This window comes from Microbacterium murale (genome assembly GCF_014635185.1).
GTDB classification, from domain to species: domain Bacteria; phylum Actinomycetota; class Actinomycetes; order Actinomycetales; family Microbacteriaceae; genus Microbacterium; species Microbacterium murale.
Genome location: NZ_BMCM01000002.1, coordinates 361756 through 382561, shown reverse-complemented (window position 1 = coordinate 382561; position 20806 = coordinate 361756). Strand labels below are relative to the sequence as shown.

The window sequence follows — 20806 nt, the reverse complement described above, 5'->3', positions numbered from 1 at the left end:
CATGACCGAATCTCAGGCGCTGATGTCATCCACTGCGCCTGCGAGGAGCAACCGTGTCGGGACCGATGGTGCATCGGTCCCGACACGGGCGCCGCGGCGTCCCGACTGGCGCAAACGTGGCGAGATCACGCTCCTGGCGGGACCCGCACTGCTGATCTTCGTCGGCTTCGTCATCTTCCCGGTGATGATGGCCGCGTTCTACGGCTTCTTCAAAATGGAACGGCTACGGCTGGCCCACCGAGTTCGTCGGACTCGACAACTACGCCCTGATGCTGCAGGACGACACGTTCCGCGCCGCAGTGGGGCACAACTTCACGATCGTCGTCCTCTCGCTGCTCATGCAGGGCCCGATCGCGATCCTCTTCGCACTGCTGCTGAACCAGAAGATCCGCGGACGCTCTGTGATCCGCGTGCTGATCTTCGCGCCATACGTCATCGCCGAGGTGGTCGTCGGAACCGGCTGGAGCCTGATGCTCCAGGATGCCGGGGCGCTGAACTCCCTGCTCGAGAAGGTCGGCCTCGGCGCACTGCAGAACTCGTGGATCGCTGATCCGGCCATCGCGATGTGGTCGCTGATGATCATCATCACGTGGAAGTACATCGGCTTCGCCGTGATCCTCATGCTCGCCGGAATGCAGTCGATCCCCGAAGAGCTCTACGAGGCGGCGGCGATCGACGGCGCCGGCTTCTGGAAGTCGCAGTGGAGCATCACGCTGCCGCTGCTGGGGCCGACCATCCGCATCTGGGCGTTCCTGTCGATCATCGGCTCCCTGCAGCTGTTCGACCTCGTCAACATCATCTGGGGCCAGTACATCGCGGCCACCGCCGGCACCTCGACCATGGCCACCTACATGTACCAGAACGGGCATCTGGCCGGCAGCTACGGCTACGGCAACGCGGTCGCCGTGATGCTCTTCCTCATCTCACTCGTCGTCGCCCTCGTGTACCAGCGGTTCGTCCTCCGCCGTGACACCGAGGGTGCACTGACGGGGGACAGCCGAAAGGGGCGCCGGCGATGACCGACACTCTGAAGACCTCCGTGGCCATCCAGGCCATCGGGCCCCGTGGACGCCGACGCGCGCCATCCGGGGTGCGCTGGGGGAGCCCCGGCGTCTACCTCGTCGCACTGATCCTGATCACGGTCTGCATCACGCCGATCCTCTACATCATCATCGGCGGGTTCCGCACGAACTCGCAGATCACCAACGACCCCTCTGGGTGGCCCGCGCCATGGGAGATCGCGAACTACACCGACGTCCTCGGCAGTAGCGAGTTCTGGACCGCGATGGTCAACTCGACGATCGCCGCCGTCGGCACCACACTCGGCGCCGTCATCCTCGGCGTGATGGCGAGCTACGTGATCGCCCGTTACGACTTCGGCGGCAAGGCGATCATGTACTCGTTCTTCGCCGCGGGGCTGATGTTCCCGATCACGGTGGCGATCACACCCCTCTACCTGCTGATCCGCAACCTCGGCCTGGTGAACAGCCTCGGCGGCATCATCCTGCCGCAGATCGCCTTCGCCCTGCCGACCACGATCATCATCCTCGTGCCGTTCCTGCGCGCGATCCCGAAGGAACTCGAGGAGGCGGCATCGATCGACGGCGCCTCCAGGCTCGGATTCTTCTGGAGGATGGTGATCCCGCTGAGCCTGCCCGGCGTGATCACCGTCGGCATCCTCGCCTTCATCGGATCGTGGAACGGATACATGCTGCCGTTGTTCATCTTGAACGACGCCAGTCTGTTCACCCTTCCGCTCGGGGTGCAGAACTTCTCATCGCAGTACTCGGTCGACACCGCCAGAGTGCTCGCGTACACGTCGCTGTCCATGCTGCCTGCGCTGATCTTCTTCAGCATGTTCGAGCGTCGTATCGTCGGCGGCCTCACCGGAGCGGTCAAGGGCTGAACTGAAAATGAAAGAGAGATCCGTGTCGGATTCGACGGCGGGAGTTCCCGCCATGCCCGCAGTGTCCGAGCGCGTCCGTGCATTGCACGCGCAGATGACTCTCGACGAGAAGCTCGCGCAGATCGTCGGGTACTGGCTCGACCAGAACGGCGTGGTCGCCCCGATGCAGTCGGAGATGGCGGCGGGCCAGAAGGATGCCGGTCACCTCGAGGATGTGACCAGGAACGGTCTGGGCCACTACACCCGCGTGTACGGCACGCGTCCGGTCGAACCGGTCGAGCGGGCTGCCTGGCTCTGGCAGGAGCAGCGGCGGCTCAAGCGCGAGACGAGGCTGGGGATCCCCGCACTGGTGCACGAGGAGTGCCTCACGGGCCTGGCGGCATGGAAGGCTGCGGCCTTCCCCACACCGCTGGCCTGGGGAGCATCCTTCGACCCGGACCTCGTCCACGAGATGGCTGCGTCGATCGGCGATTCCATGCGCGAGCTCGGCATCCATCAGGGCCTCGCACCGGTGCTCGACGTGATCCGCGACCCGCGCTGGGGGCGCGTGGACGAGTGCATCGCGGAGGACCCCTACGTCGTCGGCGTGCTCGCCACCTCGTACGTCGCCGGGCTGCAGTCCGCAGGAGTGCACGCCACTCTGAAGCACTTCGTCGGCTACTCGGGCTCGCGCGCGGGGCGCAACCACGCGCCGGTCTCCGCCGGACCGCGCGAGGTCGCCGACGTGTTCCTGCCCCCGTTCGAGATGGCGCTGTTCGACGGCGGCGCTCGCTCCGTCATGAACTCCTACGCGGAGATCGACGGCGTGCCGCTCGGCTCGAGCGAGGAGTACCTGACCGACCTGCTGCGTGGACGCTGGGGCTTCGACGGCGTGGTCGTCGCCGACTATTTCGCCGTCGCGTTCCTCGAGGTCATGCATGCGATCGCCGCCGACCGCGGCGAAGCGGCGGCCGCTGCGCTGACTGCAGGGATCGACATCGAGCTGCCCACCGGTGATGCGTATCTCGCGCCGCTCGCGGAGCGCATCCGCGCCGGCGAGTTCGACGAGGCATTCGTCGATCGTGCGGTCCTGCGCGCACTGGCGCAGAAGGAGGAGCTCGGGCTGCTCGATCCCGACGCGTTCGAGGATGAGTCGCCGAGTGAGATCGACCTGGACTCGCCCCGGCACCGCGACATCGCGCGGCGCCTCGCGGAAGAATCGATCGTGCTGCTGTCGAACGACGGTGTGCTGCCGCTCGCCGGGGCATCCGGCGCGTCGGCCGTATCGTCGCGGATCGCCGTGATCGGCCCGAACGCGCACCGGGCCGAAGCACTGATGGGGTGCTACTCGTTCGCCAACCACGTGCTCGCGCATCACCCGGGGTTCGAGATCGGGTTCGAGATCCCTACGTTCCTGGAGGCTTTCGAAGCCGAGGTCGGCAGGAGCACAGACGTCGTGTACGCCAGGGGTGCAGACGTGCAGGGCGAGGACCGCTCCGGATTCGACGAGGCCGTCGCGGCGGCCGCCGGTGCGGATGTGGCGGTCGTCGTCGTCGGAGATCAGGCCGGTCTGTTCGGCCGTGGCACCGTCGGCGAGGGCAACGACTCGGAGACGTTGGAGCTGCCGGGTGTGCAGCGTGAACTCGTCGAGGCCGTCGTCGCGACCGGCACGCCGGTCGTGATGATCGCACTGACGGGCCGGCCGTACGCGATCGGCTGGGCGCTGGACGGCGAACGCCGCCCTGCCGCAGTGCTGCAGACGTTCTTCCCCGGCGAAGAGGGAGCGGCGGCGCTCTCCGGAGTGCTCTCCGGGCGGGTCAATCCGTCGGGGAGGCTGCCGGTCTCGCTCCCGCGTGCGGCGGGCGCGCAGCCGTACACGTACCTGCATCCGCGGCTCGGCGGGGCATCGGATGTCACGGCCACCGACCCCACGCCGGTGCGCCCGTTCGGTTTCGGCCTCTCCTATTCGCAGGTCGCGTACGGCGGGCTCGTCGTCGATGCGGAGGTGACCGCCGGTGAATCCTTCGCCGCAGCGGTCGAGGTCGCCAACACCGGGGCGCGCACAGTGGACGAGGTCGTGCAGCTCTACGGCCGGGACGTCGTCGCATCGGTGTCGCGCCCTGTCGCGCAGTTGCTGGCCTTCCATCGGGTGAGGCTCGAACCGGGGCAGTCCGCGATGGTGAGGTTCTCGGTACCCACTCAGCGGTTCGCCTTCAGCGACCGGTCCATGACGCGCGTCGTCGAGCCGGGCGATGTCGAGGTGTGGGTCGGCGCGGATGCGGCAGCGACCGAGGCCGCCGGCACCGCGACGGCACGCTCGACGCTCGCCGTCACGGGCGCCGCGCATATGCTCACGACGGCTGATCCGCGGCGGGCCACGGCCGAAGTCGAGGCGTCCGCGGTGACATCTGACGCGGCATCCGAAAGTTTCGACTACGCGCCGCGCTGAGTGATCGGTGCCGACCGGATATCGTGTCATGAGCAACATAATCGGGAGCGGCGGGGGACACGATGGCGGAACGGGCATCGAGCGTCGAACGCGTGCGCGCGGCGAACCTCGGCGAGGTGCTGCGACTCGTGCACCAGCTCGGCCCGCGTTCGCGTGCCGTGATCACTGCGGAGACGGGGCTGAACCGCTCGACGGTGGCCGATCTGGTCGCGGAGCTGGCATCGAGCGGGCTCGTCTTCGAGCAGGATCCCGACCCCACGCGACGGGTCGGCAGGCCGTCGCCGATCGTCGCAGCAGGTGATGAAGTCATGGCGATCGCGGTGAACCCCGAGGTCGACGCGATCGAGATCGGCGCGGTCGCTCTTTCCGGGCGGGTCCGCGAGCGAACTCGAGTGGAGTGCGCGCAGCCTCCGAGCGTCGATGACGTCGTCGACGTGGTCGCGCGCGAGGTCGGGGGGTGGCGGGCCGGTCCACTGGCCGCGAGCCGGTTCGTCGGGATCGGCGTGGCCGTGCCTGGTCTCGTCCGCGTCGAGGACGGGCTGGTGCGTCTGGCGCCGCACTTGGGCTGGCACGAGGCCGACATCCGCTCGCCACTCGCTCAGCGGCTCGGGCTGTCGGTGGCGATCGACAATGACGCCTCGCTCGGCGCGCGCGCGGAGCGGCTGTTCGGCGCGGCTCGGGAGCATCGCAACGTCGTCTACCTCAACGGCGGAGCCAGCGGCATCGGCGGCGGTCTCATCCTGAACGGCACGCTCATCGCCGGAGCGGGCGGATACGCCGGCGAGTGGGGTCAGACCCGTCCGAGCATCCCCGCCGAGGCCGACCGACGCACCAGGGCAGGGACGCTCGAGGATGAGGTGAACCGGGCGAGACTGCTGCACGTGACCGGCCTCGGAGCAGTCGATGACCCGGTGCTCGCCGCAGCGCTCGCCGAGGTGGAGGACGCGGCTGTCTCCGAGGAGATCGATCGGCAGAGGCGGATCCTGGCCGCGACGCTCGCCAACGCCGTGAACGTCCTCAATCCCTCGATGATCGTGCTCGGCGGGTTCCTCGGCATGCTGATCGGCAGCGACCCGGGGAGCTTCTCCGCCGACGTGCGGGCGAACGCGCTCGCCGCACCCGGCGAACAGGTGGAGATTCGCCCCGCCGCGTTGGGTGCCGATCGCCTCCTGATCGGTGCCGCGGAGGCCGCATTCGCGTCACTGCTCAAGGATCCGGCGCGGACGCTCGGCGCGCTCAAGGTGTGAGAGCCCGCCCGCACATGAATGTGCGGACGGGCTCTGGGGTTGGCACGAGATCAGTCGAGAAGACCGCTCACCAGGCTGTCGACGTCGGCGCCGATGTCGCCGCCGATGTCGTCCAGCGACAGGCCGGTGTCGTTGTCGGACTCGACCGGTGCATCGACCGTGGTGTCGTTGCCTGAGCCGACCGGTGCGTCGACGGGCGCCTCGACGGGCGCCTCGATCGGAGCCTCTACAGGTGCCGAGACCTCGTTGCCCGAGCCGACGGGCGCGGAGACCTCGTTGCCGGAGACTTCGTTGCCGGAGGCGATCGGGGTGTCGTTACCCGACAGGATGGCACCGTTGCCGATGTCACTCACGACCGGTCCCTCGACGAGCGGTCCGTCAAGACCGATGTCGCCGGTGGACGTGTCATTGCCGCTGGCGAGGATCAGATCGCGGACGATGTCCTGGATCGCGTCGGTCGAGCCGCTGACGTCGGTCGAGGTCGTCGAGTCGTCAACCGAGCTAGAGCCATCATCGGCTGTAGCGGGGAGAGCGAACCCGGTGAGCGCGAGAGCCGCGACTCCGGCTCCAGCGGTGGTGAGCAATCCGAGTCGATTCTTGTTTCGCATGAGATGTCTCCTTCAGTTTCGTGACGTGAGACGTTTCGTCCCACGAGGGTTGTCCGGAACCATCGCAGAATCGGATTGGTCGCATGCTCGGACGGTGCCCGGGGCGACCCTCCTGGTTCGCTGCCTCGCCCGACGCTGCCGCGTTGCTATGGTGAAGCCAATTCAGCCACCGGACGAAGGAGTTCAACGTGTCTCAGACGACGCAGAAGCACAGCTCTCGCGGCGTGATGCGCCCGATCAACCGGTTTCTGGAGAGGTGGATCCCCTCCGCCCTCACGTTCGCCATAGTTCTCACGCTGATCGTGGCTGTCCTTGCCATGACGCTCACGCAGGCCAGTCCGATCGACGTCGTTAAGGGCTGGGGAGACGGACTCGCCGGTTTACTCGCCTTCATGACGCAGATGTGCCTCATTCTGCTGCTCGGATACATGCTTGCGAACACGCGCCCGGTGCAGAAACTGCTGCGCGGACTCGCGCGAGTGCCGAGCAACGCCGGTTTCGCGTATGTGTTCGTGTTCGTGATCGCGGCAGTCGCCAGTCTCATCACGTGGGGGCTCGGCCTTATAGTCGGCACGCTGCTCGCCCGCGAGATCGCTGTCGAAGCTCGGCGGCGCGGTCTGAAGGTGCATTTCCCGTTGCTGGTCGCCGCAGGTTATTCCGGTTTCGTGGTCTGGCACATGGGGTACTCCGGCTCAGGCCCGCTGACTGCGGCGACGCCGGACTCGTTTCTCGCGCCAAGCCTCGACGGTGACGTGCTGCCCATCACCGAAACGACGTTCTCGACCTGGAACATGTTGGCGGCGCTCGGTGTGATCGTCGTCGTCGGCGTCCTGATGTACCTCATCAGACCGAAGAAGAACGACCCGATCTACGAGCTGCCGGTGACCGTCGGATCAGAGGCGACCGACGAGTACGACGACGAAGTCGTCACGCCGGCTGATCGCATCGACGCCTCTCGCGTCCTGACGACGATCGTGGGCGCGGGGCTCGTGGTCTATCTGATCGTGCATTTCGCCCAGGGTGGAACCCTCACACTCGACATCGTGAACTGGTCGTTCCTGGCGCTCATACTGCTGCTCGTGCGAAGCCCGTTCGAGCTGATCCACCTGACGAAGAAAGCTGCTTCGAACGTGGGTGAGATCCTCGTGCAGTTCCCGTTGTACGCCGGAATCCTGGGGATCATGTCGAGCTCCGGACTGATCGCACTGTTCTCGGATGCGTTCGTGTCGATCGCGACACCGGTCACCTTCGGGGTACTGGCGCTGCTGTCGGCTGGCATCGTCAATTTCTTCGTTCCATCCGGCGGCGGCCAATTCGCAGTGCAGGGTCCGATCATGCTTGATGCCGCGAACCAGCTCGGAGTCGACCCTTCGATCGCCGTGATGGCTGTCGCCTACGGCGACCAGTGGACCAACATGATTCAGCCGTTCTGGGCACTCCCCGTCCTTGCTATTGCGGGGCTGAAGATGCGTGACATCCTCGGGTACACCTTCGTCACTCTGCTCGGCTCCGGCGTCGTCATGGCTGTGACGCTGGTGCTCGTGAGCCTGTAGACCTCAGTAGCCGGCGCGCTGCGTCGTATCGGCATCGGCGATCCAGTCCGACGCGAGCTTCTCGGTCGCCCGCGCCAGGATCGACACATCTGCTGCGACGAGTACGAAGGACGCCCCGGCATCGAGGTACCGGCGGGCGGTCGCCGGAGCGAATGCGTTGACGCCGACGGGCTTTCCCGCATCTCGCACAGTGGCGATCGTCTGCTCCACTGCGGCGACGACATCGGGATGCTCCTGCTGACCCAGCAGTCCCATCGATGCCGCCAGATCGCTCGGCCCGATGAAGACGGCATCCACCCCGTCGACCTCCGCGATCTCGCGGGCGTTCTGCACCGCGGCATCCGTCTCGATCTGCACGGTCAGGGAAGTGATCTCGTGGGCGCGCTGCAGGTAGTCCTCGATGCGGTTGAACTGGCCGGCGCGCGCGAGCGCGCTGCCGACTCCGCGGATGCCGCGCGGCGGGTAGCGGGTCGCGGCGGCGGCGGCCGCAGCATCCGCAGCGGTGTTCACCATCGGTATGAGAAGGTTCTGCGCACCCACGTCGAGGACCTGCTTGATCCACGTGGGATCCGCCGACGGCACGCGCACGACCGGAGTGATCGGGTACGGCGCCACGGCCTGCAGCAGCGCCAGAGTCGACTCCAGCCCGATGGGGCTGTGCTCGCCGTCGATCAGCGTCCAGTCGAGTCCCGACCCCGCGACGATCTCGGCGGCGATCGGGCTGCCGGAGCAGATCCATGCGCCCACGAGCGGACGCTCGGTCGCAACGAGCCGGTCGCGGAACGAGGGCGCGGGTTCTAGATGAATCGGCATTCGATGATTCCCATCTCTCCGTAGTCGCAGCGCACGTCGTCGCCCTTCGACACCCACATGGGCCGTGTGAACGAGCCGGCGAGGACGATCTCTCCGGCCTCGAGCCTGGCGCCGTGCTGGTGGAACTTGTTCGCCAACCACGCCACTCCGGTCGCGGGGTGCCCGAGAACGCCTGCGGCGACACCGGTCTCCTCGATCTCACCGTTGCGGGAGAGCACGCCTGGTACCCAGCGCAGATCGATCTCGTCCGGCCTCTTGTGCACATCGCCGAGCACCATCGCGCCGTAGGCGGCGTTGTCGCTGATCGTGTCGACGATCGTGCGGCCTTCCAGTTCGATGTGCGAGTTCAGCACCTCGAGAGCGGGAACCGCGTAGTCGATCGCGGCGAGAGCATCGTCGAGTGTGCAGTCCGGACCCTCAAGCGGATGCTTGAGCACGAACGCGAGCTCGACCTCGATGCGCACATTCGAGAAGTCGTCGAACGGGATGTCCGACCCTGATGCGTACACGGTGTCGTCGAACATGACGCCGTAGTCGGGCTCGGTGATCCCGGTCGCCTGCTGCATCGCCTTGGACGTCAGACCGATCTTGCGACCCACGAGGCGTCGCCCGGCAGCGAGGTTCTTGTCTCGCCACACGCCCTGGATCGCATACGAGTCCTCGATCGTGGCATCCGGGAACCGCGACGTGATCCTCGGAATGACGCCGTTGGTGCGCTCCGCCTCCGCGAGCTCGTCCGCGATCCGCGCGATGACTTCGGTTGACAGCATCCGGTCTCCTAAAGCTGGTGGCCGAGCTTGTACTCGCCCTGCTTGTACTCGGGCATCGCGGTCTCGTCGTCGGGACGAGTGTACGAGAATCCGTCGGCGCCGATCGTGACCGCCATCTCGCTGTCGTCGGTGCGAGCGACGACGGGCTGCGGGTTGCCGTCCAGGTCGAGCACGAGCGACGCCTCGGTGTACCAGGACGGGACGACAGGGTTGCCCCACCAGTCGCGGCGCTGGTTGTCGTGCACATCCCAGGTGACGACGGGGTTGTCGGGGTCACCGGTGTAGTAGTCCTGCGTGTAGACCTCGACGCGGTGCCCGTCTGGATCGCGCAGGTACAGGTAGAACGCGTTCGAGACGCCGTGGCGGCCAGGGCCGCGCTCGATCGCGTCGGAGCGGCGGAGGGCTCCGAGCTTGTCGCAGATCGCCAGGATGTTGTGCTTCTCGTGCGTGGCGAAGCACACGTGATGCATGCGCGGTCCGTCGCCGCCTGTCATGGCCGTGTCGTGCACGGTGGGTTTGCGTCGCATCCACGCCGCATACACCGTGCCCGCCTCGTCCTGGATGTCCTCCGTGACGCGGAACCCCAGATCCTGCATGTACTTCACCGCGCGCGGCACGTCGGGGGTGACCTGGTTGAAGTGGTCCAGTCGGACGAGCTCGCCGGGGGTGTGCAGGTCGTAGCGCCACGACATCCGCTCGACGTGATCGGCCTGGAAGAAGAACTCGTACGGGAAGCCGAGCGGGTCGACCACGCGCACCGAGTCGCCGATGCCCTTGACGAACCCGTCCGCTTCGCGGCGAACATCGCAGCCCAGTTCTGAGTAGAACTCGACGGCGCGGTCGAGGTCCTCTGCAGTGCGCACGCGGTACGAGAACGCCCGCACCGCGGCGATCGGACCCGCGCGCAGTACCAGGTTATGGTGGATGAACTCCTCGGTGGAGCGCAGGTAGATCGCCTCGTCGTCCTCTTCCGTGACGTACAGGCCGAGGATGTCGACGTAGAACTGGCGGGATGCCGCGAGGTCGGTGACCACGAGCTCCATGTACGCGCAGCGGAGGATGTCGGGCGGCGTGGCCTTCGGCGTCGCGACCGGGTTGTCCGTCTCGATCGGCGCCTCCTGGCTGACGTAGTAGCCAGAGGACGTCAGGGTCATGTCTTCACGATTGGTCATGTCAGCGTCCTCACTGCTTTCCGAAGACGGGGTTGTGGACCTCGCCGAGGTTGATGTGCACGGCCTGCTGGTCGGTGTAGAAGTCGATCGACCGGTAGCCGCCCTCATGGCCGAGACCAGACGCCTTCACGCCGCCGAATGGGGTGCGGAGGTCGCGAACGTTGTTGCTGTTCAGCCACACCATGCCCGCCTCGAGATCGCTCGCGAAGTTATGCGCGCGCTTGAGGTCGTTCGTCCAGATGTAGGCGGCGAGGCCGTACTTGGTGTTGTTCGCCAGGGCGAGCGCCTCGGCGTCATTCGCGAACGGCGTGATCGCGACGACGGGTCCGAAGATCTCCTCCTGGAAGATCCGGGCATCGGGATAGACGTCGGCGAACACCGTCGGGGCGACGTAGTTGCCGGTCTCGAAGCCCTCCGGCCGTCCGCCACCTGCGACCAGGCGCCCTTCGCTCTTGCCGATCTCGACGTAGCTCATGACCTTCTCGTAGTGCTCCGGATGCACGAGGGCGCCGACCTCGGTGGTCGGGTCGTTCGGCAGACCCACCTTGACGCGCTTCGCCTGTGCGGCGTACTTCTCGACGAAGTCGTCGTAGATCGACTGCTCGACGAGGATTCGGCTTCCGGCGGTGCAGCGCTCGCCGTTGAGGGAGAACACACCGAAGATCGTGGCGTTGACCGCGGCATCCAGGTCGGCGTCCGCGAAGACCACAGCGGGCGACTTGCCGCCGAGCTCCATCGACAGTCCCTTGAGGTACGGAGCGGCGTTGGCGAAGATCAGCTGGCCGGTCGAGCTCTCTCCGGTGAACGAGATGAGCGGCACATCAGGATGCTTGACGAGCGCATCGCCGGCATCCTCGCCGAGGCCGTTCACGAGGTTGAAGACGCCCGCAGGCAACCCAGCCTCCTCGAAGATCCCGGCCCACAGTGAGGCCGACAGCGGTGTGAACTCGGCCGGCTTCAGCACGACGGTGTTGCCGGTCGCGAGGGCGGGACCGAGCTTCCAGGACTCGAGCATGAACGGTGTGTTCCACGGCGTGATGAGACCCGCGACGCCGATCGGTTTGCGATTGACGTAGTTGATCTGGCGGCCGGGCACCTTGAACGTGTCATCCGCCTGAGCCACGATCAGGTCGGCGAAGAAGCGGAAGTTCTCCGCAGCGCGCCGCGCCTGACCCAGTGCCTGCGTGATCGGCAGGCCGGAATCGAACGACTCGAGCTCGGCGAGGCGCTGATCGCGCGATTCGACGATGTCGGCGATGCGGTGCAGCACACGCGAGCGCTCGCGGGGGAGCATCTTCGGCCACGGCCCATCGTCGAACGCGCGCTTGGCGGCTGCGACCGCGAGGTCGATATCGGCCTTCTTGCCGGCGGATGCCGTGGTGTAGTTCTCATTCGTCACGGGGTCGAGCACATCGAACGTGTCGCCGTCGACGGAGTCGGTGAACGCGCCGTCGATGTAGTGCTGGATGTGATCGGGAAGATCAGCGGGGATGCGTGAATCAGTCATGGTTCCTCCGGTGTCAGTGGACGTGCATGCCGACGGCGTCGTCGGGGTATTTCTTCGTGAGGTAGGCGTCGAGCGTGGCCGAGTGGTGGTCGCGGGCGGCGCGCTCGATCTCGATGAGCGGCGCACCGTTCTCGATCAGGGCGACGATGTGCTCGTGCTCGCGCACCGACTCGTGCGCACGGCCGGGCACGTAGCTGAACGTCGAGTCGCGCAGCCGATTCAGTCGCGCCATCTCGACCGTCACCAGCTCCTGCAGTCGAGGGTTGGGGCAGGGGGCGATCAGGGCGGCATGGAACTGCTGGTTGAGCCGTGTGAAAGCCGGGGGATCGAAGTGGTCGAGGGTCTCGATCATCTTCGCGTTGATCGCGCGAGCCAGGCGCAGGTCGTCGGCGGTCAGGTGGCGGGCCGACATCGCGGTCGCGCTGCCCTCGAGGATGCTGAGGGCCTCCATGCTGTGCCGGTACTGGGTGTCGTCGACCATCGCGACCCGAGCGCCGACGTTGTGCTCGAAATGCACCAGTCCCTCGGCCTCGAGCTGACGGATCGCCTCGCGCACCGGCACGACGCTCATGTCGAGCTCGCCGGCGATGGCGCCGAGCACCAGCCGGTAGCCGGGGGTGTAGGTCTGCCCGGCGATGCGTTCCTTGATCCAGTGGTACGCCTGCTGCGATTTGCTGAGCATCTTGGTCATCCGCGGGCCTCATATTTCGCGCGCCACTCGGCGTTCAACGGGAACAGACCGTCGACCGGATGCCCCGCCTCGACCTGCGCGGCAATCCAGGCATCCTCGTCCTCCTGCGCGAGCGCAGCGTCGACGACCTCTTCGACAAGAGACGGCGGGATCACGATCACGCCGTCGCCGTCGCCGACGATGATGTCGCCCGGCTGCACAGCCGCGCCGCCGCATCCGATGGTGACATCCAGCTCCCACGGCACGTGCTTGCGGCCGAGTACCGACGGGTGCGCACCCTGCGAGAACACCGGCAGGCCGATGCGGGCGACCTCGTCGAAGTCGCGCACGCCGCCGTCGGTGACGACGCCGGTCGCGCCTCGGGCCTTCGCGCGCAGTGCGAGGATGTCGCCGAGGGTGCCGGTCGTGGCATTCCCCCGCGCCTCGATCACGATGATCTCGCCTTCGCCGACCGCATCGAACAGGCGCTTCTGCGCGTTGTATCCGCCGCCGTGGCTCTTGAAGAGGTCTTCGCGAGCCGGGATGAAGCGCAGCGTGCGGGCTGTGCCGACGATCTTCGCCCCTGCGATGTTGGCGGCGACGCCGTCGATGAAGCAGGAGTGGTGTCCGCGCTTGCGAAGCTGGGAGGAGAGGCCGGCCGTGGGCGCCTTCTCGAGCTTGGCGCGGAGTTCGGGGGAGAGGCCGGTCGGGGTGGTCGTCGATTCCGCCGCGGCGAGGCCCGCGGCCTCGGCCGATCCCCAGCCCTCGGTGCGCTGCGTGTCGTCGACCGCCGGCAGTGACCCGAGCGTCTCGTCGAACGGCACGTCGCCCTGCGTGACGGTGGTCACCAGGCGTCCGGATGTCGGCGCACCCGGTGCGTTCGGCGCATCGACCTCGACCTCGACGACGTCGCCGGGGACGATCACGGATGACCCAGCCGGCGTGCCGGTGAGGATGATGTCTCCGGTCTCGAGCGTGAAGTGCTGGGAGAGGTCGGCGACGAACTGGGCGAGCGGGAAGATGAGGCCGGACGAGTTGTCGTCCTGGCGGAGTTCGCCGTTGACCCACGTGCGGACCCGGATGTCGACGGGGTCGACGGCTCGGGCATCGATCAGGTCCGGGCCGAGCGGTGTGTATCCGTCGCCGCCCTTGGAGCGCACGTTCGAGCCCTTGTCATTCGCACGCAGGTCGTACAGGCCGAGATCGTTCGCGGCGGTGACGGATGCGACGTGCGACCAGGCGTCGTCGATGCTGACGTAGCGGGCCGGGGTGCCGATCACGAGGGCGATCTCGCCCTCGAAGGCGAGCAGCTCTGTGCCGGCCGGGCGCTCGACGGTGCCGCCGGATGCTGCGATGGAGCTTGCGACCTTGAAGAAGTAGGAGGGATCGGCGGGCCGACGGCCGCGCTGATCGGCACGGGATGCATAGCTGAGGTGAACCGCGATGATCTTGCCGGGGCGGGCGAATGAGTCCGTCACGTGAGGCGCCTCCTTGCGTCTGAAGCATCGCTCTTGTGCGATGTATTTGAAATCGTATATCATCCTGACATCGGGTGGCAAGGATCAGATCCGCACCCGGACAACGTCGTCACACAAGGAGCTTCCATGAATGATCATCCCGGCTTCACGCCGACAGGCACCATCGCCAGCGCCGCGGATCGCCGGCGCGTCGTCTTCGCGACCGTCGTCGGCACCACCGTCGAGTGGTACGACTTCTTCATCTACGCCACGGCCGTCGGCCTGGTCTTCGGGCAGCTGTTCTTCTCCGCGCTCGGCACGAACACCGTGATCCTCGGATTCGCGACCGTCGGCATCAGTTTCCTGTTCCGCCCACTCGGCGCCTTCCTCGCCGGCCACTTCGGCGACAAGCTCGGCCGCAAGCGCGTGCTGATGTGGACACTGATCCTGATGGGCGCCGCCACCGCGCTGATCGGCGTGCTGCCCACCGCAGAGATCATCGGCGTCGGCGCTCCGATCCTGCTCGTGCTGCTGCGCATCCTGCAGGGCATCTCGGCAGGTGGCGAGTGGGGCGGCGCGGTGCTCATGGCCGTCGAGCACGCGCCCAAGAAGAAGCGCGGCATCTTCGGCGCCTCGCCGCAGATCGGCGTGCCGCTCGGCCTGCTGCTCGCATCCGGCGTCATGGCGATCATGACCGCGATCGCACCGGGGGAGCAGTTCCTCGCCTGGGGCTGGCGCATACCGTTCCTGCTCAGTGTCGTGCTCATCTTGATCGGCTACTACGTGCGGCGCAACGTCGAGGAGAGCCCCGTGTTCGCCGAGCTCGCCGCCCGCAAGGAGAAGGCGAAGATGCCGATCGTGCAGCTGTTCCGCAAGCACGCGCTGCTCGTCCTCATCGCAGCTCTGGTCTTCGCTGGCAACAATGCCATCGGCTACATGACCACCGGCGGCTACATCCAGGGTTACACCACCGACCCCGAGGGGCCGATCGGCCTCGAGCGCGGCCCCGTGCTCTGGGCGGTTGCGGCATCCGCCGTCACCTGGCTGCTCTCCACGCTCCTGGCCGGATGGATCTCCGACCGCATCGGCCGCCGCAACACGTACATCGTCGGGTGGATCATGCAGCTGGGCGGTGTGGTCCTGCTCTTCCCTCTCGTCAACACCGGCAACATCGGGTCGATCTTCGCGGCTCTCGCGATTCTCACCATCGGCCTCGGCTTCACATATGGACCGCAGGCAGCGCTGTACACCGAGCTGTTCCCGGCATCCATCCGATTCTCCGGCGTCTCGATCTCGTATGCGATCGGCGCGATCCTCGGCGGTGCGTTCGCACCCACCATCGCGGCGGCGATCGTCGCCGCGACCGGTTCGACCGAGATGGTGACGTGGTATCTGGCGGGCATGACGCTGATCGGTCTCATCGCGACGCTGCTGCTGCGCGACCGCAGCGGCATTCCGCTCGGTCCCGACCACGAGGACGAGCAGTCCGTGAGCCCGATCCACGGCCTCGCCAGGGCCTGATCCTTCGTGGGGCGGATGCCGCGGCATCCGCCCCACCCCTGAACACCGAAGGAGTTCCGATGCAGTTCCATCACCACGGCTACGTCTCGCAGGACCCGCGCATCGTCGCGGCCGCAGGCACCGGCGTCGATCGCCCTGCCGACCTGCCCGACGAGACAGACGTGCTCATCGTCGGATCCGGGCCTGCCGGCATGCTCCTCGCGGCGCAGATGTCGCAGTTCCCTGGCGTCACGACGCGGATCATCGAGCAGCGCGAGGGACGGCTCGTGCTCGGTCAGGCCGACGGCATCCAGCCGCGCAGCGTCGAGACGTTCCAGGCCTTCGGATTCGCCGAGCGCATCACCGCCGAGGCGTACAACATCGCGTACATGAACTTCTGGGGTCCGGACCCGGAGAATCCCGGCGAGATCATCCGCACCACGCGCACCGAGGACTATGGGCTCAAGATCAGCGAGTTCCCGCACCTCATCGTGAACCAGGCTCGCGTCCTGGACTACTTCGCCGAGGCGGCCGCACACGGTCCGGGGCGCATCGTCCCCGACTACGGCGTCGAGTTCGTCGGCCTCACCGTCCACGATGACGGCGAGTACCCGGTCGAGGTGCGGGTGCGCCACACCGCGGGATCGCGCGAGGGCGAGGAACACACCATTCGTGCGAAGTACGTCGTCGGCAGCGACGGAGCGCGCAGCGGCGTGCGCGAGGCGATCGGCCGCAGGCACGTCGGGGCGTTCTCGGCGCACGCCTGGGGCGTCATGGACGTGCTCGTCAACACCGACTTCCCGGACTGGCGCACCAAGTGCGCCATCAACGCCCAGGCGGGGAACATCCTGCACATCCCGCGCGAGGGCGGCTACCTCAGCCGCGTCTACGTCGACCTCGGCGAAGTGGCGGAGAACGACAACCACCAGGTGCGCAACACGCCGATCGAGACCGTCATCGCGAAGGCCAATGAGATTCTGCATCCGTACTCGTTGGATGTGAAGGAGGTCGCGTGGTCGAGCGTGTACGAGGTCGGCCACCGTGTCACCGACGGCTTCGACGACGCTTTGGGCGCTGAGCGCGCACCGCGCGTCTTCCTCACCGGCGATGCCTGCCACACGCACAGCGCGAAGGCGGGGCAGGGTATGAACGTCTCGATGCAGGACGGGTTCAACCTGGGCTGGAAGCTGGGCGCGGTGCTCACGGGGCGCAGCCCCGAATCGCTGCTGTCGACGTACTCCTCCGAGCGGCAGCCGGTCGCGCAGCAGTTGATCGACTTCGACCGTGAGTGGTCGTCACTCATGGCACGCAAGCCGGAGGAGATATCCGACCCGCAGGAGCTGTCGAACTACTACCTCGCGACCGCCGAGTTCCCGTCGGGGTTCATGACGCAGTACGCACGGTCGGAGATCACCGGCGGTTCCGACCACCAGGCGCTCGCCGCGGGCTTCCCTCTCGGGCGGCGCTTCAAGTCTGCCGAGGTGGTGCGCGTGTGCGACGGCAACGTCGTGCATCTCGGGCACCATGCGAAGGCCGATGGTCGCTGGCGCGTGTATGCCTTCGCGGATGCTTCCGGCGCGCGGTTGGGGGAGTGGGCGTCGGCCGTCGCGCCGATCATCGCCCGGTTCACCCCGGCGGATGCCGACGTGGATGCCGTGCTCGACGCGAAGGTCGTCTACCAGGAGGGGTTCGAGGACGTCGAGCTGCTGGAGACTCCGTCGCTGTTCCTGCCGAAGACCGGGCCGCTCGGATTGACCGACTGGGAGAAGGTCTACACGGCCGCCCCGAACGCCTGGTCGAAGACCGACATCTTCACCGAGCGCGAACTGTCCCGTGACGGCGTGGTCGTGGTCGTGCGTCCCGACCAGTACGTCGCCGCGGTACTGCCGCTGGATGCTCCGGCCGAGCTCGACGCGTTCCTGTCAGGCGTGTTCCTGCCCGCCTGACCTGTGGACTGGTCGACGTGCGCTCGGTAGGGTGAACCGAGCAGATCGAGGGGGTCCGATGTCGCAGTCAACGGTTGAAGGGACGCCGAAGACCGGGCTTCCTGGGTCGCGGATCGTGACCCGCATCCGTCGTCTGATGATCGTCGCCGCGCTGGCCGCTTTCGCGTACGGCGCCTCCCTGACAGGGAGCAAGGGGTATTGCCCTGGTGGAATGAACTCGGATGGCACGTTCCTCGACGCGGATGGCAACGTCACCGAGGTGGCGCCGAGCTGCATCACCCTCGTGCTCCGCCCGAGCGGCCTGATCTACGTTGCGATCATCGCAATCGTCATCGGCGTGCTCACCAGGATGCTGCGCCGCTCAAGCGATGAGGTATCCGCAGTGCGCTCGCTCGATCGTGCGGCTGCAGCGATCGCGATCCTCGTGGTCGTCTCGATCATCATCAGCTGGATCTGGTTCAGGATGATCCCGATCACGGACTGGGACGGCACCGGGACGATCTTCGCTCCGTTCCCGTTCGGAACGATGGATGTCACGATCACCCGCGGCACGACTGGCTGACCCCGGATGAGCATCGGTGTGCGGCGCATAGTCCTGACCTCGAGCCTGTCGGTCGCCATGCTGCTGTTCGCCGGGTGCACTGCGTCCGGCACCACCGAGAGCATCGAAGACCTCTGCGCTGACCCGTTGGTGGTCCTGTGCGATAGCGAAGGTCCGCAGACGCTCGTCGTGATCACGGACCGCGCCGTGGACCAGGATGTCACCGAGTTCGCTGAGCGTCTGGGGATCGCCGCATCGGCGCAGCCTGAGACGGTGATACTGCGTGCTGAGTCCGACGATGCTGATGTGCTCGACCCAGAGGTGGCACCTCTACCCAAATGGGAGGTCTCCCTGGAGCCCGGTGGTTCAGAGCAGTTCGTATCCGCTCTCGCGGGGACGTTGGCGGCCGCAGCAGTCCCCGGTGCCACCAGGGTCGTCGCCGCCGCGGGCTGGCACTACGTCACCGTCGAGAGTCTCGAACAGTTCGAGGATGTCTTCACACAGGTGTCGTCGACTGCGTTGTTCGAGCGCGGCGGCACATACACTCTGCAGGCGCAGGAGGAACATCTTCGGATCGTTCACATCCCCAGCCGCACGACGGACGAGGCCATCGTCGAGGTCATCCGGATCGCGCGCGACTACCCCAGCGCCGAGGTCCTCCTGGAAGCACAGACCTCAGGCGATCAGTACCCGGTCCTGTACGTCTCGAGACTGACGCCGGAGCAGGTGCAGGAAGTAGACGTGCGCCTGCGTGACCCGCGCCTGGCGGATGCGGATGTGGATGGCTACGCGCTCGAGTACATCCTCGGATCCCTCGGTGCGGATGGGATGACGTATGCGGGCGGGACCTTCGGCGGCGTCCCCACCGGCTGAGCCGGGTGCGGGATTCGCATGACATCTGTCACGCGGATCAGATGACACCGGCATCCGGATTCCGCCGCGCATCGGCGCCAGGCTGGGAGCATGAGCACAGCAGCGGACACTCTGAGTCCCACGAAATCCACTGGCACAGCATCCGGCACAGCCGTCTCGATCGACGGCCTCCACAAGCACTTCGGGGTGGGCGAGCGAACCGTGAAAGCGGTCGACGGCCTGGAGCTCAGCATCCGCCGAGGCGAGATCGTCGCGCTTCTGGGGCCGAACGGCGCCGGGAAGACGACGACGCTCGACATGCTGATGGGTCTCGCCGATCCGAGCGGCGGCAAGGTCGCGGTCTTCGGTGAGAAGCCGGCCAAGGCGGCCAAGGCGGGTGTGATCGCCGGCGTGCTGCAGACCGGAGGGCTGCTGTCGGATCTCACCGTCCGCGAGACCGTCGAGGTGATCGCATCCCTGCACGGCCGCGAGGCGCTTTCCCGTGTGCCCGATGTGCTGGCCCGCACCGATCTGGAGCCGCTCGCGCGCCGTCGTATCGTCAAGTGCTCCGGCGGTGAGCAGCAGCGCGTGAAGTTCGCGCTCGCCCTGGTCGCCGACCCCGACATCCTCGTGCTCGACGAGCCGACCGCCGGCATGGACGTCATCGCACGCCGGCACTTCTGGGACGTCATGCGCGCCGATGCGGATGCCGGGCGCACCATCATCTTCGCCACGCACTACCTCGAGGAAGCCGAGCAGTTCGCCCGGCGCACGGTCGTGATGCACCGCGGGCGGATCGTCGCGGACGCGCCCACCGCGCAGCTGCGCGCCAACCTCGGCGGACGCACGCTCGCCGCGACGCTTCCCGCATCGGGCGCCGACGATCTCGTGCGCCGACTGGAAGACACCGACGGCATCACGGAGGTGCGCGTCGACGGCGGACGCCTGAGCATGCGCGCCACGGACTCGGATGCCGCGGCATCCGCTCTTCTCATTGCTGGAGCGCACGATCTCGAGATCACCGCTCCGACCCTCGAAACCGCCTTCACAGCCCTGACGGAGGACTGATCATGACCATGTCACTCTCACCCACGATGATGCGCGTCGAGGCGATGCGCCAGATCCGCAACCCGTACACCCTCGCGTTCACGCTCGGCATGCCGGTCGCGATGTACCTGCTGTTCGGCGCGAGCATGGGGTACGGCGAGATCACTGCAGGGCACGGCAACGTCAAGTTCTACGTCATGGTGTCGATGGCCGCCTACGGCACAGCCGTCGCCATGAGCTCGATCACCTCGCTCGCCGCCACCGAGGCGAAGCAGGGCTGGGGGAGGCAGCTCGCGATGACGCCGCTCAGCACAGCCGGATACGCGATGACGAAGCTGCTCACCGCGGTCGCCTTCGCCGCGCTCGCGATGATCGCCGTCTTCGCCGCCGGCCTGCTGACCGGCGCCGAGGTGACGGAGGCCTGGCGCTGGTGGGCGACGGCGGGGATCATCCTCGGAGTCGGATTGATGTTCGGACTGTACGGACTCGGGGTCGGGCTGTTCTTCAACTCGGATACGGCGGCGGCGCTGGCGTCCATCTCGATGACCTTCTTCGCCTTCTTCGGGAACGTCTTCATGCCGCTCGACGGCGTGATGCTCGACATCGCCCGGTTCACGCCGCTGTACGGCTTTGTGGCGCTGAGCCGCTGGCCGCTCACCGACGGGGTGCTCACGACTGGGCAGACCGAGTCGCTGTGGATGGTCGCGCTGAACATCGCAGTGTGGCTCATCGTGTTCGCCGCCCTCGTGGCCATCGGCGTCAAGCGTTCGCGCTCCCGCCGATAAGGTC

The 20806-nt window shown here is 66.9% G+C and carries 17 protein-coding genes and 1 pseudogene; 11 read left to right on the top strand and 7 right to left on the bottom strand.

Annotated features, from left to right (window positions below):
* Position 1 precedes the first annotated feature (1 nt).
* From IEV67_RS08255 to IEV67_RS08240, 4 genes and pseudogenes are all read left to right on the top strand, one after another.
* Positions 2–1019, top strand: a pseudogene (locus tag IEV67_RS08255) (carbohydrate ABC transporter permease).
* A complete protein-coding gene (locus IEV67_RS08250) occupies positions 1016–1906 on the top strand; it encodes a carbohydrate ABC transporter permease (protein WP_188436096.1) in 891 nt (296 codons plus the stop codon). The pseudogene IEV67_RS08255 and the gene IEV67_RS08250 overlap by 4 nt, the downstream one beginning before the upstream one ends.
* Positions 1907–1913: 7 nt before the next feature.
* Positions 1914–4334 (top strand): beta-xylosidase/alpha-l-arabinosidase, encoded by a 2421-nt coding sequence (locus tag IEV67_RS08245; protein ID WP_188436095.1) that lies wholly within the window; start codon positions 1914–1916, stop codon positions 4332–4334.
* 62 nt (positions 4335–4396) lie between these two features.
* Positions 4397–5581, top strand: a complete 1185-nt coding sequence (locus IEV67_RS08240; protein ID WP_188436094.1) for an ROK family protein — start codon at positions 4397–4399, stop codon at positions 5579–5581.
* A 50-nt stretch (positions 5582–5631) separates the two neighbouring features.
* Here IEV67_RS08240 and IEV67_RS08235 read toward each other — a convergent pair whose 3' ends face one another.
* The gene (locus IEV67_RS08235; RefSeq protein WP_188436093.1) at positions 5632–6189 is read right to left on the bottom strand and encodes a hypothetical protein; all 558 of its coding nucleotides are present in this window, start codon (positions 6187–6189) and stop codon (positions 5632–5634) included.
* A gap of 227 nt (positions 6190–6416) precedes the next feature.
* On the opposite strand from IEV67_RS08235, the gene IEV67_RS08230 reads away from it, so the two are divergent.
* Positions 6417–7742: a short-chain fatty acid transporter gene (locus IEV67_RS08230; RefSeq protein ID WP_188436339.1), complete on the top strand. Its 1326-nt coding sequence runs from the start codon at positions 6417–6419 to the stop codon at positions 7740–7742.
* A gap of 3 nt (positions 7743–7745) precedes the next feature.
* Here the strand turns inward: IEV67_RS08230 and IEV67_RS08225 are convergent, their stop codons facing one another.
* The 6 genes from IEV67_RS08225 to IEV67_RS08200 are packed head-to-tail and all read right to left on the bottom strand — an operon-like array spanning position 7746 to position 14152.
* Positions 7746–8555, bottom strand: coding sequence for an HpcH/HpaI aldolase family protein (locus IEV67_RS08225; RefSeq protein ID WP_188436092.1), 810 nt, complete (start codon positions 8553–8555; stop codon positions 7746–7748).
* The gene (locus IEV67_RS08220) at positions 8540–9325 is read right to left on the bottom strand and encodes a 2-keto-4-pentenoate hydratase (RefSeq protein ID WP_188436091.1); all 786 of its coding nucleotides are present in this window, start codon (positions 9323–9325) and stop codon (positions 8540–8542) included. The genes IEV67_RS08225 and IEV67_RS08220 overlap by 16 nt, the downstream gene beginning before the upstream one ends.
* Positions 9326–9333: 8 nt before the next feature.
* Positions 9334–10497, bottom strand: a complete 1164-nt coding sequence (gene hpaD, locus IEV67_RS08215; RefSeq protein ID WP_188436090.1) for a 3,4-dihydroxyphenylacetate 2,3-dioxygenase — start codon at positions 10495–10497, stop codon at positions 9334–9336.
* 10 nt (positions 10498–10507) lie between these two features.
* Positions 10508–12004, bottom strand: a complete 1497-nt coding sequence (gene hpaE / locus IEV67_RS08210) for a 5-carboxymethyl-2-hydroxymuconate semialdehyde dehydrogenase (RefSeq protein ID WP_188436089.1) — start codon at positions 12002–12004, stop codon at positions 10508–10510.
* A 13-nt stretch (positions 12005–12017) separates the two neighbouring features.
* Positions 12018–12695: a GntR family transcriptional regulator gene (locus IEV67_RS08205; protein ID WP_033104903.1), complete on the bottom strand. Its 678-nt coding sequence runs from the start codon at positions 12693–12695 to the stop codon at positions 12018–12020.
* On the bottom strand, positions 12692–14152 hold the full coding sequence (locus IEV67_RS08200) for a fumarylacetoacetate hydrolase family protein (protein WP_229702910.1): 1461 nt from the start codon (positions 14150–14152) through the stop codon (positions 12692–12694). Before IEV67_RS08200 ends, IEV67_RS08205 begins: the two co-directional genes overlap by 4 nt.
* A gap of 126 nt (positions 14153–14278) precedes the next feature.
* On the opposite strand from IEV67_RS08200, the gene IEV67_RS08195 reads away from it, so the two are divergent.
* The 6 genes from IEV67_RS08195 to IEV67_RS08170 all read left to right on the top strand — a co-directional run bounded on the left by IEV67_RS08195 (position 14279) and on the right by IEV67_RS08170 (position 20802).
* Positions 14279–15652, top strand: coding sequence for an MFS transporter (locus IEV67_RS08195; protein ID WP_188436087.1), 1374 nt, complete (start codon positions 14279–14281; stop codon positions 15650–15652).
* Between the two features lie 59 nt (positions 15653–15711).
* Positions 15712–17577: an FAD-dependent monooxygenase gene (locus tag IEV67_RS08190; RefSeq protein WP_188436086.1), complete on the top strand. Its 1866-nt coding sequence runs from the start codon at positions 15712–15714 to the stop codon at positions 17575–17577.
* 58 nt (positions 17578–17635) lie between these two features.
* Positions 17636–18139: a hypothetical protein gene (locus tag IEV67_RS08185; RefSeq protein ID WP_188436085.1), complete on the top strand. Its 504-nt coding sequence runs from the start codon at positions 17636–17638 to the stop codon at positions 18137–18139.
* Positions 18140–18145: 6 nt separating this feature from the next.
* Entirely contained in the window at positions 18146–18991 is an 846-nt protein-coding gene (locus tag IEV67_RS08180) for a hypothetical protein (protein WP_188436084.1), read from the top strand.
* A 90-nt stretch (positions 18992–19081) separates the two neighbouring features.
* Positions 19082–20038 carry an ABC transporter ATP-binding protein gene (locus IEV67_RS08175; RefSeq protein WP_188436083.1) on the top strand — a complete coding sequence of 319 codons (957 nt, stop codon included), beginning with the start codon at positions 19082–19084 and terminating at the stop codon, positions 20036–20038.
* Between the two features lie 2 nt (positions 20039–20040).
* Positions 20041–20802 carry an ABC transporter permease gene (locus tag IEV67_RS08170; RefSeq protein ID WP_229702909.1) on the top strand — a complete coding sequence of 254 codons (762 nt, stop codon included), beginning with the start codon at positions 20041–20043 and terminating at the stop codon, positions 20800–20802.
* The last annotated feature ends 4 nt before the right edge of the window (positions 20803–20806 follow it).